Source organism: Pseudomonas sp. BYT-1, from assembly GCF_023611805.1.
Lineage (GTDB): Bacteria > Pseudomonadota > Gammaproteobacteria > Pseudomonadales > Pseudomonadaceae > Aquipseudomonas > Aquipseudomonas guariconensis.
On record NZ_CP072559.1, the window covers coordinates 4,214,728 to 4,229,223 of the forward strand.

Sequence of the window (14,496 nt, forward strand, 5' to 3'; positions counted from 1 at the left end):
CATGAGCTTCGTCAGCGTACAGAAACTGCACAAAAGCTATGCCGGCAGCCCGGTGTTCCACGACATCGACTGTCAGATCGAACGCGGCGAGTTCGTCACACTGCTGGGTCCATCCGGCTGCGGCAAGTCGACCCTGCTGCGTTGCATCGCCGGCCTCACCCCCGTGGACAGTGGCCGGATCCTGCTCGATGGCCAAGACCTGGTGCCCGTCAGCCCGCAGAAGCGCGGCATCGGCATGGTCTTCCAGAGCTACGCGCTGTTCCCCAACATGACCGTGGAGCAGAATGTCGCCTTCGGCCTGCGCATGCAGAAGACCAAGGCCGACGAGAGCAAGGCCCGGGTTCTCGAGGCTTTGGAGCTGGTGGAGCTGGGCAGTTTTGCCGGGCGCTATCCGCACCAGCTCTCCGGTGGTCAATGCCAGCGCGTGGCCCTGGCCCGATCGCTGGTGACCCGCCCTCGTCTGCTGTTGCTCGACGAACCACTGTCGGCCCTGGACGCGCGTATCCGCAAGCACCTGCGCGAGCAGATCCGCGCGATCCAGCGCGAGCTGGGGCTGACCACCATTTTCGTCACCCACGACCAGGAAGAAGCGCTGACGATGTCCGATCGAATCTTCCTGATGAACCAAGGACGCATTGTCCAGAGCGGCGATGCCGAAACCCTCTATACAGCACCCGTGGACCTGTTCGCCGCAGGTTTCATCGGCAACTACAACCTGCTCGACCCGGACGCCGCCAGCCGCCTGTTGCAACGCCCGGTGGCCGCCCGCCTGGCGATCCGCCCGGAAGCCATCAGCCTGCACCTGGACGGCGAGCTCGAAGGCCAGGTTCGCAGCCACAGCCTGCTGGGCAACGTCATCCGCTACCGGGTGCAGGTGCGTGGCGTGGAACTGGTGGTGGACGTACTCAACCGCTCATCGGCCGACCTGCATGCCGATGGCCAGCGGGTGTCCCTGTCGATCGACCCCACGGCGCTACGAGAAGTGGCCTAAGGAGAACAACAATGGCATTGGCAATATTCGATCTGGACGAAACCCTGATCCACGGTGACTGCGCCTCGCTGTGGAGCAAGCAGATGGCTCAGTTGGGCTGGGTCGACGGCAAGGAATTCCTGCGACGCGACCAGGAATTGATGGAAGCCTATGGCAAAGGCCACCTGCAGATGGAGGAGTACATGGCCTTCAGCCTGGAGCCGATAGCAGGACGTACCCTCGAGGAGGTCGAACACCTGATCGAGCCCTGGGTCGAAGACGTGATCGAACCGATCATCTTTGGCGACGCCTGCCGCTGCATCGCCGAACACCGCAAGCGTGGCGACCGCATCTTGATCATCTCCGCCTCGGGAACTCACCTGGTGGGACCGATCGCGGCGCGTCTGGGCGTGGACGAATACCTGGCCATCGAGCTGGAAGCGGTGAATGGCGTGTACACCGGCAAGACCCACGGGGTGCTGACCTACCGTGAAGGCAAGATCACCCGCCTGCTGGAGTGGCTGGACCAAGAGCAGGAGAACCTCGAAGGCGCCAGCTTCTATTCGGACTCGCGCAATGACCTGCCGCTGCTGCTGAAAGTCGACTACCCGCATGTGGTCAACCCGGACCCGGTGTTGCGTGAGCATGCGCAGATCAATGGGTGGCCGATCCTGAGCTGGAGCTGATTTTCAGCCTGTTCGCGGGTAAAAACGCTCCCACAACACCAGTGGGAGCGGCTTACCTGCGAACAGGCCAGCCCGGCTTACACCAAGGCAGGATCGATCACCAGCACCAGCTTGCCCGACACCTGGTTGCTCGCCAGCTCCGCAAATGCCGCCTCGGCAAAGGCCACCGGGTAGGTGTCCACCAGTTGCGGTGAAAGCCGACCTTCGCTGAACAGCGGCCACACCTGCTGGCCCAGGTCTCGCAACAGTTCAGCCTTGAAGGTATCGTCACGGTTGCGCAGCGTGGAGCCTGTGACTTGCACCCGTTTGGCCAGCAGTTGCGCCAGGTCCAGCTCGGCCTTGCGCCCGCCCATCAGGCCGATGATCACCCAACGCCCGTCCCGGGCCAGTAGCTTGAGGTTGAGTGGCCCGTAGCTGGCCCCCACCGGATCGAGGATCGCATCGAACGGGCCGAAACCTTCCAGTGTTTCCAGATTCTCGTTGCGCACCACGCCACCGGCCGCCCCCAGCGCCTGGCAGTAGGCCAGACGATCCTGCGAGCCGACACTGACCCACACGGGGTTGCCGAACGCCTTGCACAGCTGGATCGCCGCCGAGCCCACTCCGCTGGCCCCGGCATGCACCAAGACCTTTTCACCGGCCCGCAGGCCTGCCAGCTGGAACAGGTTCAGCCATGCCGTGGCATACACCTCGGGGATCGCCGCCGCCTCGTGCAGGCTCAGGCCTTCTGGGACCGGCAGGACATGGCGGGCATCGACCACCACTTCTTCGGCCATGCCCCCACCTGCGAGCAATGCGCAAACCCGGTCGCCAACACGCCAGTCGGCGCCCGGGCCGACCTCCGCGATCACTCCCGCGCATTCCAGGCCAAGGTACGGGCTGGCACCGGGGGGCGGCGGGTACAAGCCTGCGCGCTGGAGCAGGTCGGCACGGTTGAGTCCCGCTGCAGCCACACGGATCCGGACCTGACCCGCATCACAGGCCGGGCGCTCGGCTTCTACCCAGGCCACATGTCCGTCAACGCCTTGCAATGCCTTCACAGTGCCTCCATAGTTGAGTCATGACTGAGCCCGGGATCGCCATGTCCCGGGCTTTTTGCAGTATGCGTCCGGCTCTCCTGGAGCCGGCGAACGGAAAAGACGGCCTACTATGCGTGATCAATTGCCTTTACGTCGAATCAGCATGAAGCATTTCCTGCCCAGCACAGCCCTCGCCCTCATGATCGGCCTCGGCAGTCTCACGCTCGGCGGCAATGCATCGGCCGCCAACAAGTGGGACAGCCTGCAACCTGACCGCGACGAGATCGTCGCCAGTCTCAACGTAGTGGAGCTGCTCAAGCGCCACCACTACAGCAAGCCGCCGCTGGACGACGCCCGTTCGATCATCATCTACGACAGCTACATCAAGCTGCTCGATCCTTCGCGCAGCTACTTCACCGCCGCCGACATCGCCCAGTTCGACAAGTGGAAGACCCAGTTCGACGACTTCCTCAAAAGCGGCAACCTGGAGCCTGGCTTCACCATCTACAAGCGCTACCTGGACCGCGTGAAATCGCGCCTGGACTTCGCGCTCGCAGAGCTGGACAAGGGCGTCGACAAAATGGACTTCACCACCCGCGAAACCTTGCTGGTCGACCGCAAGGATGCCCCGTGGATGAAGAACGAGGCCGAGCTCGACGACCTGTGGCGCAAGCGCGTCAAAGATGAAGTCTTGCGTCAGAAGATCGCAGGCAAAGATCCCAAGCAGATCCAGGAAACCCTGACCAAGCGCTACAAGAACCAACTTTCGCGCCTGGACCAGACCCGTGCCGAGGATATCTTCCAGGCCTACATCAATACCTTCGCCCAGTCGTACGATCCGCACACCAACTACCTGTCGCCAGATAACGCCGAAAACTTCGATATCAACATGAGCCTGTCGCTCGAAGGCATCGGCGCCGTGCTGCAAAGCGACAACGACCAGGTCAAGATCGTGCGCCTGGTACCAGCAGGCCCGGCAGCCAAGACCAAGCAGGTGGCACCTGCCGACAAGATCATCGGCGTGGCCCAAGGCAACAAGGAAATGGTCGACGTGGTCGGCTGGCGCCTTGACGAAGTGGTCAAGCTGATCCGCGGCCCGAAAGGCTCGGTGGTGCGCCTGGAGATCATCCCGGCCAGCAACGCGCCCAACGACCAGACCAGCAAGATCGTGTCGATCACCCGCGAGGCGGTGAAGCTCGAGGAGCAGGCCGCCAAGAAGTCGGTGCTCAAACTCAAGCAGGATGGGCGCGAGTACAAGCTGGGCATCATCGAGATTCCGGCCTTCTATCTGGACTTCAAGGCCTATCGCGCAGGCGATCCGGACTACAAGAGCACGACCCGCGACGTGAAGAAGCTGCTCACTGAGCTGCAGAAAGAAAAAGTCGACGGTGTGGTCATCGACCTTCGCAACAACGGTGGCGGCTCCCTGCAGGAAGCCACCGAGCTGACCAGCCTGTTCATCGAGAAAGGCCCGACGGTGCTGGTGCGCAACAGCGACGGCCGTGTCGACGTGCTCGAGGACGAAAATCCCGGCGCCTTCTACAAAGGCCCGCTGGCCCTGCTGGTCAACCGTCTCTCGGCGTCGGCCTCGGAAATCTTCGCCGGTGCCATGCAGGACTACCATCGCGCCTTGATCATCGGCGGCCAGACCTTCGGCAAAGGCACCGTACAGACCATCCAGCCGCTCAATCATGGCGAGCTGAAACTGACTTTGGCCAAGTTCTACCGGGTTTCCGGGCAGAGCACTCAACACCAAGGAGTGCTGCCGGACATCGACTACCCGTCGATCATCGACACCAAGGAAATCGGCGAAAGCGCCCTGCCCGAAGCCATGCCGTGGGATACCATCCGCCCTGTCGTGCGCCCGGCCGTGGACCCGTTCAAGCCGTTCCTGGCCGAGCTCAAGGCACGTCACGATGCGCGTAGCGCCAAGGATCCAGAGTTCGCCTATATCCGCGATCGCCTGGCCCTGACCCAGAAGCTGATGAACGAAAAGACCGTCAGCCTCAACGAGCAGGAGCGCCGCGCCCGCCACGACGAGATCGAAGCCAAGCAACTGGCACTGGAGAACATCCGTCGCAAAGCCAAGGGCGAAGAGCCACTCAAAGAGCTCAAGAAGGAAGACGAGGACGCCTTGCCCACCGAGGACGAGGACACCAAGCCGGAAGACGATGCCTACCTGTCCGAGACAGGGCGCATCCTGCTCGACTACCTGAGCCTCAATTCGCAGGTGGCCAAGCACTGAGAGCGTGATGGCAGAATAATGCGACCTGTCATCAAATAGTCATTCGGTTGTCGTGAAATAGAAGGGCCGGACGCGCAAGCGCCCGGCCCTTTTTCTTTCAGGAAGCAGTCCATGACCGTCACCGAACAGCTCAGCGCATTGAGCGCCATCCTGGCTCAACGCAGCATCCACAGCCTGTTCCAGCCGATCATCTGTCTTTCCGAACGCCGCGTCCTTGGTTACGAGGCACTCAGTCGCGGCCCCTCCAACAGCCCGTTGCACGCGCCCCTGAACCTGTTCGCCATCGCCCATCAGGCCGGTCGCCTCACTGAACTGGAAGAAGCCTGCCGCGACAGTGCCTGCCGGCGGTTCTGCGACCAGGCACTGGAGGGCAAGCTGTTTCTCAACGTCTCACCCGAGTCGCTGCTCGAACCCAACTACCCCTCCGGTCGCACCCTCAAGCTATTGGAGCAAGTCGGGTTGCCGCCGAGCCGAGTGGTCATCGAGCTGACCGAACACACCCCGACCGACGATTTCCAGTTGTTGTCCAACGCTTTGCACCACTACCGCGACATGGGCTTCTCCATCGCCTTGGACGATTTGGGCGCAGGCTATTCGAGCCTGCGGCTGTGGTCGGAGCTGCGCCCGGACTACGTGAAGATCGATCGGCATTTCATCGACGGTATCCACCTGGACTCGCTCAAGCGCGAATTCGTTGGTTCCATCCTGCAGATCGCCCGCGCCTCAAAGGCCCAAGTGATCGCCGAAGGCATCGAGCTGGCCGAAGAACTGACGGTACTTGGGGAAATGGGCGTGGATCTGGTTCAGGGCTATCTGCTCGGCCGCCCACAGGAGTATCCGCTACGCGAAGACTTCCAGCCGCTGTTGCAGAAGGACAGCGAGGCGCCTGCCGCCAGGGCCAGGCCTGACGATTTGCGCGCGTTGCTGATCGAGCAGCGGGCAGTGAGGGTTGATAGCGAGATTGAAGAGGTGCTCGATGCCTTCAAGGCCTGCGCCGGGGTCAATTCCCTGGCTGTGCTGGATGATCATGGCAGACCCTGCGGCCTTATCCATCGCCAGGACTTGTTGATCACTCCGGGCAAGGCGGTTACGCAACTGATGAGCGTAGAGTTTCTGGCCATGGAGCGTCTGCACTCACTACGCCAGGCCAGCCGCCTGATCACCAGCCGGGTTCGCCAACGCCTCGATGAGGACTTCGTCATCACCCACAACGGCCGTTATCAGGGCATAGGACGCGTACTGGACCTGCTGAGGTTGATCACCGAACAGACCGCAGCCTGAACGTGCTGCTGCGTCAGGCGTGTTCCGGATAGCTGTACTCGAACACCCGTACCACTTCGGAGGCATGCCAAGACGCCGCTTCCAGACCATCGACTGGCCCGGAGAAACGCCCCAGGCGCTCGACACACTCGAAAAAGCCGGTACGCGGTAGGCGGCTAGCACCTTGGCTGATCACCAACGAGCTGCGCAATGGCTGATCGGCACGGGCATCGAGGACAGCGAGGTACTCCAGAGCAGCGGTCAAGGTCTGCATGGCCGGGCTGGGAAGCTGCAGGCGTTCGATCAAGGCACGGTACGTGAGCAGGTGACGTTGACGCCGGGCCACATCCAGTTCGCCCAGCAGGCTCTCCCAATGCTGTCGGCTGATCCTGACCTGGCTCATGATGGCTCGCTCCAGCCCGCGATACCCAGATGCCAGGCCAGGCTGCGCAGGATCGCAGCGTCTGGTTGGCGCTCGCCGGACTCGATCATGCCCAGATAGGCCGGGCTGATACCGACATTGCGTGCCAGTTGTTCCGGCGCCAGCCCCTTGGCCTCACGCAATCGCGTCAAATCGCTCAACGATGCCAGGCTCGGCGCCTGGGCAGCCACAGTGGCTTTTGGTTCAACGCTGGCAGGCGCCTGCCCGGCCGCCTTGAGCAACGCCTGATATTGCTCCCAGGGAACTACGGCGTACTCGGGTTGACCGTCCCGGCTGATGACCTGAATACCCATTACAACCCCCTTTACGTAGGATTACAGCATGTAATCCGTAGGCATAATCCTTATGCCAATTATATGTCCAAGCGCGGGCGTCTGTGCAGGTCGGGCAGATCAGCGTTTTGCATGACGAAATAGGTTCAGGCAAGGAATCCGGTGCCATCCTCAGGGGGCGCGACGCTCCAGGCGCAGGCTTTCAGGGGAATCCGGCAGCCGTTCCACCACCCTCAGCCGCTCGGGCGCCTGGCTGTCGCGCCAGGCCTTGAAGCGGTTCAACTCATCGGCCACGGTCTTGAGCACCCAGCCGAGCACGGCGATGTCATCGAGAAAACCAACGCCCACCAGCCAATCGGGAATGGCGTCCAGCGGGCTTACGAAATACAGCAGGCCAGCCACCACCGTGACCAGCGCCTTGGGGCTGATGGCCCGGTACTCACCACGCCACCACGCCAGGCACAGGGCCTGCAGCAGACGCACATCCTCACGCAATTGGCCCAGCTTCGGCCCCTTGCGCGCGACGGCGAACAACAGGGCTGGCAGACGGCCACGGCTGAGCAGACGCTCCGCCAAGGGCAGGAAGCGGGCAAAATTCCAGGGTGCGCTCATGAGGCCTCCATATCGGCAGGGAAGGTTATCCACATTTATTGTGGATAACCTTGTGAACAGGGTGCAGTTTCCGACGCGAGGCGCCCACTGGGCAAGGGTCTCGCTCAGATCGGGCGTTTTTTACACAGTCGTTTCATAACCGCAAACGTTTTGCTACGGGGCTGCCCTACTCCTGCTACGACCGTACAGCCGCGCCGAGGTTCGCCTTCGTCAAACCCCAGAAACGACAACGCCCCGTCGAGACGGGGCGTTGTGAACAGCGCGATTACTTGGCAGGTGCTTCAGCTTCCGGAGCCTCGGCCTCGCCTTCTGCCTTGGACGGATCCTTGATACCGATCAGTTCCAGGTCGAACACCAGGACCGAGTTGGCCGGGATCAACGGGCTCGGGCTCTGGGCGCCGTAAGCCAAGTCAGCCGGGATGTACAACTTGTACTTCTCGCCGACGTGCATCAGTTGCAGGCCTTCTACCCAGCCTGGGATCACACCGCTGACAGGCAGGTCGATCGGGCTGCCGCGCTCGACGGAGCTGTCGAAGACCTTGCCATCGATCAGCTTGCCTTCATAGTGGACAGTCACCACGTCGGTAGGCTTGGGCTGCGGGCCGTCGGCTTTCTTGACCACTTCATACTGCAGGCCCGACGCAGTGGTGACCACGCCTGGCTTCTTGGCGTTTTCTTCGAGGAATTTCTTGCCGGCGCTAGCCGCTTCCTCGCTGGCCTTGGCCAGGCGTTCTTCGGCGCGCTTCTGCAGCGCGGTGAACGCCTCGACCAACTCTTCGTCCTTGATGCGTTGCTCTTTCTTGGCAACCGCATCCTCGATACCGAGAGCTACTGCTTTGGAATCAAGGTCTTCCATGCCTTCCTGAGCCAGACTCTTGCCCATGTTCAGGCCGATACCGTAGGAGGCTTTCTGTGCCGGAGTCTTCAGCTCGACGCTGCTGGTCTGAGCGTCGCAGCCCGCCAGGACCAGGCCAACCAGGGCAACCGCAGCCGCCAAACGATGCTGTTTCATGCTAGTTCCTTGTTCATGCGCCATAAGGGCAATCAGGTAAAGCCGCGAGCTTAGCAGGCGGCCGTGACCAATGGCTACCGGCATGAGAGCAGGGAATGTCCGATAAGTTCACGGATATTTCCGATCAATTGAAGGTGTCATTGTCCCTACGTACGTCAGATTCGAGCTGCCCGTGCACCTCCGGCATGGCCAAAGGCCTGCACGCTCACGGATACAGGCCATCCCGGTACTGCCCTGCGACTTCACGCATCACCTCGCATACCCATTGTCCAGGCACACCCTGGGGCAACGCGGCATTACGACAGATACCCACCGAACCACCAGGCTCGCGTACACCGAGATCGAGCTCGACCAGCTCGCCACGCCCCAGGTCGATCAAGACCGCGTCACGCGGCGCCACCCAGACCGCATCGCTGCCGAGCAGGTAACGACGGCTCAAGGCCAAGGACAAGGTCTCCAGGCGCTGGGCTGGCATCTGGATCGCGCACTGCACGAACAAGCTGTCGGCGTGCTGGCGGATGGTCGTGCCCTGGGGCGGCAGGACCAGCGGGTAGTCGCCAACCCGCGCGCGTTCGACGGGGTGGCGCGCCAGCAAAGGATGGCCGGGCCGTACCACCAAACTCATCGACTCGCTGTATAAATGTTCGAAGGACAACCCCTGAATCTGGGGGCTGTCGGTCATACGCCCTACGACCAGCTCCAGCTCACCCAGACGCAACTGCCCAAGCAGCTGAGCACTGGCACCAGTCACCACTTCGATCACCAATGCCGAATGCCGCTGGTGTAGCCGGCAAAGCACCTCCGGCATGAGCAGGCTCTCGACCGTCGATAACACACCGATGCGCACCTGCGACGGCGCCCGCGCCTCGCCGCGCACACTTCCCACGCCTTCGCGTAGAGCGTGGACGCTGGGCCCGGCGTAACGCATGAACAAGGTGCCAGCTGCGGTCAGTTCGACGCCTTGCCGGGTGCGCTCGAACAGGCGGGTTTCGAGCAGCTCTTCGAGCTCGCGCAACGTCTTGGATATCGCCGGCTGGCTGATCGCCAATACATCGGCAGCCCTGGCCAGGCTACCCTGGCGGGCAATCTCCAGAAAACACAACAGATGGCGGTACTTGATGCGGGTATCGAGGTTCATGCCCGGCAGCTTGCAGCTTCGGGCCTCGCGCTTCAAGCACCTGTTCGCCCTCCCTGGCAAGCGGTGGCGCATGTATCGTCCGCAGGGCTATTCTGGCGACTCTTTGCCATTGTGATCCTAGCCCTGCCCATGTCCCAAGTGATCTTCAAGACCCCGGCCCAACTCGACCTCATGCGCCGGGCAGGTCAACTGCTGGCCCAGGTGTTCGCTGACCTGGACAGCTTCATTCGCCCTGGCGTGACCACCCTGCAGATCAACGACCGCGCCGAGGCCTTCATCGTCCAGACGCTCAAAGCGCGGCCGGCGAGCAAGGGGCAGTACGGCTTTCCCTATGCGCTGAACACCTCCGTGGACCATGTGGTGTGCCATGGCATGCCAAAGGCCGATGAGGTGCTTAGGGTGGGGTCGATCATCAACGTCGACATCACCCTGGAACAGGGCGGCTATATTGCCGACTCATCGAAAATGTACTGTCTCGGCCAGGTCAGCGATGACGCCCGGCGCCTGGTGGATACCACCTATGCGGCGCTCTGGAAAGGTATCGCCCAGGTACGCCCCGGCGCAACCCTCGGCGATATTGGCCATGCCATCCAGGTTCATGCCGAGGCGGCAGGCTACAGCGTGGTCCGGGAGTACTGCGGCCATGGTATCGGCCAGCAAATGCACGAAGGCCCTGAAGTGCTGCACTTCGGCCAGCCGGGCATGGGCATGAAACTCAAGCCTGGCATGGTCTTTACCATCGAACCGATGATCAACCAGGGTGGGCGTGGTACGCGTACATTGCGCGATGGCTGGACCGTGATTACCCGCGATCATTCGCTGTCGGCCCAGTGGGAACATACCGTGGCCGTGACAGAGACTGGCGTGGAAGTGCTGACGCTGCGCGAGGAAGAAAAGGCCTGGGCAACCGCGATGGCTTGACCGGGAAGGGGCGTAAGGGGCGCCCCAATCACGATGCCGAGCGCCAACGCTCGCGAAGCCTGGATGAGAAGAGCAGAAACAAAAAAAGCGACCCTAAGGTCGCTTTTTTTGTGGCTTCCGGGTGTTCAGTGGGCCCTGGAAGCTGGAATATGGCGCAGCGGACGGGACTCGAACCCGCGACCCCCGGCGTGACAGGCCGGTATTCTAACCGACTGAACTACCGCTGCGCTAAACATCGAGAAGTGGTGGGTGATGACGGGATCGAACCGCCGACCCTCTGCTTGTAAGGCAGATGCTCTCCCGGCTGAGCTAATCACCCAACGTCTCGGTGTGGCGCGCATTCTACGGAGGACCTGCCACCCTGGCAAGCACTTTTTTAAAAAAATTTTTCAGATCTTTCAAAGACCTAGCACAACCAGGCTTTTCCTTATGAATAAGTGTCTGGTGGCCCTCTGACAGGGTTGGCCTGTGACCGCCCCTCGGAGAATAATGCCCGCCTTATGCATTAAGGAGAGATTCCCCCTCATGTGGTTCAAGAACCTGCTGACCTACCGCCTGACCCAGGACATCCCGTTCGAACCCGAGGCGCTGGAGGCCGCCTTGGCCAGCAAGCCGGCCCGCCCTTGTGCCAGCCAGGAGCTGACCACCTACGGTTTCGTCGCCCCATTCGGCAAGGGCGAGGATGCTCCTCTGGTGCACGTCAGCGGTGACTTCCTGCTGATCGCCGCGCGCAAGGAAGAGCGCATCCTGCCAAGCAGCGTGGTCAACGATGCGGTCAAGGAAAAGATCGAGGAGATCGAGACCGAACAGATGCGCAAGGTCTACAAGAAGGAGCGCGACCAGATCAAGGACGACATCATCCAATCGTTCCTGCCCCGTGCCTTCATCCGCCGTTCGATGATCTTCGCCGCCATCGCCCCGCGCCTAGGCCTGATCCTGGTCAATTCGGCCAGCGCCAAGCGCGCTGAAGACCTGCTGTCGACCCTGCGTGAAGTCATGGGTTCGCTGCCGGTGCGTCCGGTCACCGTGAAGATCGCCCCGAGCGCGACCATGACCGACTGGGTCAAGTCTCAAGCACCTGCACCAGACTTCTTCGTCCTGGACGAGTGCGAGCTGCGCGATACCCACGAGGACGGCGGCATCGTTCGTTGCAAGCGTCAGGATCTGGCCAGCGAAGAGATCCAGCTCCATCTGGGCACCGGCAAGGTAGTCACCCAGTTGGCCTTGGCCTGGCAGGACAAGCTGTCGTTCGTGCTCGACGACAAGACCGTGATCAAGCGCCTGAAATTCGAGGAGTTGCTGCAAGAGCAAGCCGAGCAGGATGGAGGGGAAGAAGCTCAGCAACAGTTCGATGCCAGCTTCACCCTGATGATGATGACCTTCACCGAGTTCCTGCCGGCGCTGTTCGAAGCCCTGGGTGGCGAGGAGATCCCGCAGGGGGTCTAAGAGCGGTCACAAGCTGCAAGAAGAAAGTCAAAAGCGACAGCGCGGTGCGGCCAGCACCGTGCTGCTTCACTTAAGGCTTGGAGCTTGAAGCTGCGACACCGTGAGTCCGTCGGACTTGCCCTGTTTTCTGGAAATGGGCAGTATAGTGCGCACTGTGAGGACGACCTCACGACGCTCTGCGTGATCATTCAGGGGGACGGCCCCATCCTTAACAACGATGGAGACCCACCATGTCCTGGATCATCCTGTTCTTCGCTGGCCTGTTCGAAGTCGGCTGGGCCGTAGGCCTGAAGTACACCGACGGTTTCACCCGTCCACTCCCCACCGCACTGACTGTTGCCGCCATGGCCGTGAGCTTGGGCCTGCTGGGTCTGGCCATGAAGGAGCTGCCGCTGGGCACGGCGTATGCCGTATGGACCGGCGTCGGCGCCGTCGGCACCGTCATCGCTGGCATCATCCTGTTCGGCGAATCCATGGCGATCATGCGCCTAATCAGTGTTGCACTGATCATCGCTGGCCTGATCGGCCTGAAGGTCAGCACTAGCTGACCTTGCGCCCTCATCACTCAACGCACATCGCCACGCAGGGCACTGACCTTCTCGCGTAGTGCATTGGGCTGCGCCGCCTCCACCGGGATGGCGGCGCCAGCCACCAACGTCACCCTCGACCAAAGACGCTTGAAAAAGCCCTTGTTCGGATCGCGGCTGAAGAAGCTGCCCCAGAGCCCTTGCAAGGCCAGCGGAATCACCGGCACGGGTGTTTCCTGCAGGATGCGGCTCACCCCTCCCTTGAATACATCTATCTCGCCATCGGCGCTCAGCTTTCCTTCAGGGAAGATGCAGACCAGTTCGCCATCGGCCAGGTACTCGGCAATTCGCGCAAAGGCGCGCTCATAGGTGGCCTCGTCTTCGCTGCGTCCGGCGATGGGGATGGCCCCGGCGGTGCGGAACACGAAATTGAGCACCGGGAGGTTATAGATCTTGTAGTACATGACAAAGCGTATCGGCCTGCGAATGGCGCCGCCGATGAGCAGTGCATCGACGAAAGACACATGGTTGCACACCAGCAACGCCGGGCCCTCATCGGGGATGCACTGCAGGTCCCGATGTTCGACGCGGTACATGGAGTGGCTGAGCAGCCAGATCAGGAAACGCATGGTGAATTCGGGCACGATGCGGAAGATATAGGCGTTGACCGCGACGTTGAGCAACGACACCACCAGAAACAGCTGAGGGATACTCAGTTTTGCCACGCTCAACAGCACGATGGTGATGATCGCCGAGACCACCATGAACAGCGCATTTAGGATGTTGTTGGCAGCGATCACCCGGGCCCGCTGGTCTTCGGGCGTACGCGCCTGGATCAAGGCGTACAGCGGCACGATATAGAAGCCACCGAACACCCCCAGGCCCACGATCGAAAGCAGGATCCACCAAGCCTGGCCCATGCCAAGCAGCGCCAGCCAGTCATGGGGCACCTCCCCTGCCGGCACATCGCCCGAGTGCCACCACCACAGCAGGCCGAACAGGGTCAGGCCGAAGGAGCCGAACGGCACCAGGCCGATCTCCACCTTGCGCCCGCTCAAACGCTCACAGAGCAGCGACCCCAAGGCGATACCCACCGAGAACAACGTCAGCACCAGCGTCACCACGGTCTCATCGCCGTGCAACCAGTCCTTCGCATAGGCCGGGATCTGGGTCAGGTAAATGGCACCGACGAACCAGAACCAGGAGTTGCCGACGATCGAGCGCGACACCGCTGGCGTTTGCCCCAGCCCCAGGCGCAAGGTGGCCCAGGATTGCTTGAAGATGTTCCAGTCCAGCTTCATCTGCGGGGCAGCGGCGGCCGCCCGAGGGATCCAGCGGCTGGCCAGGTAGCCGAGCACCGCGGTGCCGACCACTCCCCCTGCGACCACCGCAGCATAACTGCCAGAGGACATCATCACCCCAGCCCCGATGGTTCCGGCCAGGATCGCCAGGAAGGTGCCCATTTCCACCAGGCCATTTCCGCCGACCAGTTCCTCTTCACGCAAAGCCTGGGGCAGGATCGAGTACTTCACCGGGCCGAACAGCGCCGAATGGGTGCCCATCGCGAACAACGCCAGCAACATCAGGTGCAGGTGTCCGGTGACAAATCCGGTCGCGCCAATGGCCATGATGACGATCTCTGCCAACTTGATCGCGCGGATCAACGCATCCTTGGCGAACTTCTCGCCGAACTGCCCGGCCAGTGCCGAGAACAGAAAGAACGGCAGGATGAACAGCAGCGCGCAGAGATTGACCCAAATCGAGCGATCGCCCTCCAGGCTGAGCTTGTACAAGATCGCCAGGATCAGCGACTGTTTGAACAGATTGTCGTTGAAGGCACCCAACGACTGGGTAATGAAGAACGGCAGAAAACGCCGCTTGCCGAGCAGGGTGAATTGCGAGGGGTGACTCATCGTCCGTGTACCTGATTGGGCTTTTTCATTGGA

The 14,496-nt window shown here is 61.7% G+C and carries 13 protein-coding genes, 2 tRNA genes and 1 pseudogene; 7 read left to right on the forward strand and 9 right to left on the reverse strand.

Translation table 11 applies throughout. The annotated features are described in order from the left end of the window. The first annotated feature begins 1 nt into the window (after position 1). Together J5X93_RS19755 and J5X93_RS19760 are read left to right on the forward strand one after the other, a co-directional pair. Entirely contained in the window at positions 2 to 991 is a 990-nt protein-coding gene (locus J5X93_RS19755; RefSeq protein ID WP_043206660.1) for an ABC transporter ATP-binding protein, read from the forward strand. 11 nt (positions 992 to 1,002) lie between these two features. Further along, positions 1,003 to 1,656 (forward strand): HAD family hydrolase, encoded by a 654-nt coding sequence (locus tag J5X93_RS19760; protein WP_043206661.1) that lies wholly within the window; start codon positions 1,003 to 1,005, stop codon positions 1,654 to 1,656. Positions 1,657 to 1,733: 77 nt separating this feature from the next. Here the strand turns inward: J5X93_RS19760 and J5X93_RS19765 are convergent, their stop codons facing one another. Continuing rightward, on the reverse strand, positions 1,734 to 2,696 hold the full coding sequence (locus tag J5X93_RS19765; RefSeq protein WP_043206662.1) for an NAD(P)H-quinone oxidoreductase: 963 nt from the start codon (positions 2,694 to 2,696) through the stop codon (positions 1,734 to 1,736). Between the two features lie 142 nt (positions 2,697 to 2,838). Here J5X93_RS19765 and J5X93_RS19770 point away from each other — a divergent pair, with 142 nt between their 5' ends. Both J5X93_RS19770 and J5X93_RS19775 read left to right on the forward strand, forming a co-directional pair. Beyond that, entirely contained in the window at positions 2,839 to 4,920 is a 2,082-nt protein-coding gene (locus J5X93_RS19770; protein ID WP_167358065.1) for a carboxy terminal-processing peptidase, read from the forward strand. 111 nt (positions 4,921 to 5,031) lie between these two features. Further along, a pseudogene (locus tag J5X93_RS19775) lies at positions 5,032 to 6,186 on the forward strand (EAL domain-containing protein); the annotation flags it as partial. A 28-nt stretch (positions 6,187 to 6,214) separates the two neighbouring features. On the opposite strand, the gene J5X93_RS19780 reads toward J5X93_RS19775, so the two are convergent. The 5 genes from J5X93_RS19780 to pcaQ all read right to left on the reverse strand — a co-directional run bounded on the left by J5X93_RS19780 (position 6,215) and on the right by pcaQ (position 9,656). Continuing rightward, positions 6,215 to 6,583, reverse strand: a complete 369-nt coding sequence (locus J5X93_RS19780; RefSeq protein ID WP_043206664.1) for a hypothetical protein — start codon at positions 6,581 to 6,583, stop codon at positions 6,215 to 6,217. Further along, the gene (locus J5X93_RS19785) at positions 6,580 to 6,915 is read right to left on the reverse strand and encodes a helix-turn-helix domain-containing protein (RefSeq protein WP_043206665.1); all 336 of its coding nucleotides are present in this window, start codon (positions 6,913 to 6,915) and stop codon (positions 6,580 to 6,582) included. Before J5X93_RS19785 ends, J5X93_RS19780 begins: the two co-directional genes overlap by 4 nt. A 150-nt stretch (positions 6,916 to 7,065) precedes the next feature. Continuing rightward, a complete protein-coding gene (locus tag J5X93_RS19790) occupies positions 7,066 to 7,506 on the reverse strand; it encodes a YkvA family protein (protein WP_043206666.1) in 441 nt (146 codons plus the stop codon). 265 nt (positions 7,507 to 7,771) lie between these two features. Further along, positions 7,772 to 8,518, reverse strand: a complete 747-nt coding sequence (gene bamJ / locus J5X93_RS19795) for a BamJ family beta-barrel-assembly machinery protein (RefSeq protein ID WP_043206667.1) — start codon at positions 8,516 to 8,518, stop codon at positions 7,772 to 7,774. A gap of 205 nt (positions 8,519 to 8,723) precedes the next feature. After that, on the reverse strand, positions 8,724 to 9,656 hold the full coding sequence (pcaQ, locus tag J5X93_RS19800) for a pca operon transcription factor PcaQ (protein WP_090344020.1): 933 nt from the start codon (positions 9,654 to 9,656) through the stop codon (positions 8,724 to 8,726). Positions 9,657 to 9,785: 129 nt separating this feature from the next. Between pcaQ and map the strand changes: the two genes are divergently transcribed. Continuing rightward, on the forward strand, positions 9,786 to 10,577 hold the full coding sequence (gene map / locus J5X93_RS19805) for a type I methionyl aminopeptidase (protein WP_043206668.1): 792 nt from the start codon (positions 9,786 to 9,788) through the stop codon (positions 10,575 to 10,577). A gap of 150 nt (positions 10,578 to 10,727) precedes the next feature. On the opposite strand, the gene J5X93_RS19810 is transcribed toward map, so the two are convergent. After that, positions 10,728 to 10,804: transfer RNA gene (locus J5X93_RS19810), tRNA-Asp, on the reverse strand. A gap of 16 nt (positions 10,805 to 10,820) precedes the next feature. After that, positions 10,821 to 10,896, reverse strand: a tRNA-Val gene (locus J5X93_RS19815). Positions 10,897 to 11,102: 206 nt separating this feature from the next. Here J5X93_RS19815 and rdgC point away from each other — a divergent pair. Together rdgC and sugE are read left to right on the forward strand one after the other, a co-directional pair. Beyond that, the gene (gene rdgC, locus J5X93_RS19820; RefSeq protein WP_043215562.1) at positions 11,103 to 12,023 is read left to right on the forward strand and encodes a recombination-associated protein RdgC; all 921 of its coding nucleotides are present in this window, start codon (positions 11,103 to 11,105) and stop codon (positions 12,021 to 12,023) included. Between the two features lie 230 nt (positions 12,024 to 12,253). Beyond that, complete coding sequence (sugE, locus tag J5X93_RS19825; protein ID WP_043215559.1) at positions 12,254 to 12,571, forward strand: quaternary ammonium compound efflux SMR transporter SugE; 318 nt, start codon at positions 12,254 to 12,256, stop codon at positions 12,569 to 12,571. A gap of 17 nt (positions 12,572 to 12,588) precedes the next feature. On the opposite strand, the gene J5X93_RS19830 is transcribed toward sugE, so the two are convergent. Further along, positions 12,589 to 14,463, reverse strand: a complete 1,875-nt coding sequence (locus J5X93_RS19830) for an MFS transporter (RefSeq protein ID WP_090343623.1) — start codon at positions 14,461 to 14,463, stop codon at positions 12,589 to 12,591. Positions 14,464 to 14,496 lie beyond the last annotated feature (33 nt).

Coding starts and splice junctions, on each gene's coding strand:
- J5X93_RS19755 (WP_043206660.1), top strand. CDS start 2: ATGAGCTTCGTCAGCGTACAGAAACTGCACAAAAGCTATGCCGGCAGC.
- J5X93_RS19760 (WP_043206661.1), top strand. CDS start 1,003: ATGGCATTGGCAATATTCGATCTGGACGAAACCCTGATCCACGGTGAC.
- J5X93_RS19770 (WP_167358065.1), top strand. CDS start 2,839: ATGAAGCATTTCCTGCCCAGCACAGCCCTCGCCCTCATGATCGGCCTC.
- J5X93_RS19780 (WP_043206664.1), bottom strand. CDS start 6,583: ATGAGCCAGGTCAGGATCAGCCGACAGCATTGGGAGAGCCTGCTGGGC.
- J5X93_RS19785 (WP_043206665.1), bottom strand. CDS start 6,915: ATGGGTATTCAGGTCATCAGCCGGGACGGTCAACCCGAGTACGCCGTA.
- J5X93_RS19790 (WP_043206666.1), bottom strand. CDS start 7,506: ATGAGCGCACCCTGGAATTTTGCCCGCTTCCTGCCCTTGGCGGAGCGT.
- bamJ (WP_043206667.1), bottom strand. CDS start 8,518: ATGAAACAGCATCGTTTGGCGGCTGCGGTTGCCCTGGTTGGCCTGGTC.
- pcaQ (WP_090344020.1), bottom strand. CDS start 9,656: ATGAACCTCGATACCCGCATCAAGTACCGCCATCTGTTGTGTTTTCTG.
- map (WP_043206668.1), top strand. CDS start 9,786: ATGTCCCAAGTGATCTTCAAGACCCCGGCCCAACTCGACCTCATGCGC.
- rdgC (WP_043215562.1), top strand. CDS start 11,103: ATGTGGTTCAAGAACCTGCTGACCTACCGCCTGACCCAGGACATCCCG.
- sugE (WP_043215559.1), top strand. CDS start 12,254: ATGTCCTGGATCATCCTGTTCTTCGCTGGCCTGTTCGAAGTCGGCTGG.
- J5X93_RS19830 (WP_090343623.1), bottom strand. CDS start 14,463: ATGAGTCACCCCTCGCAATTCACCCTGCTCGGCAAGCGGCGTTTTCTG.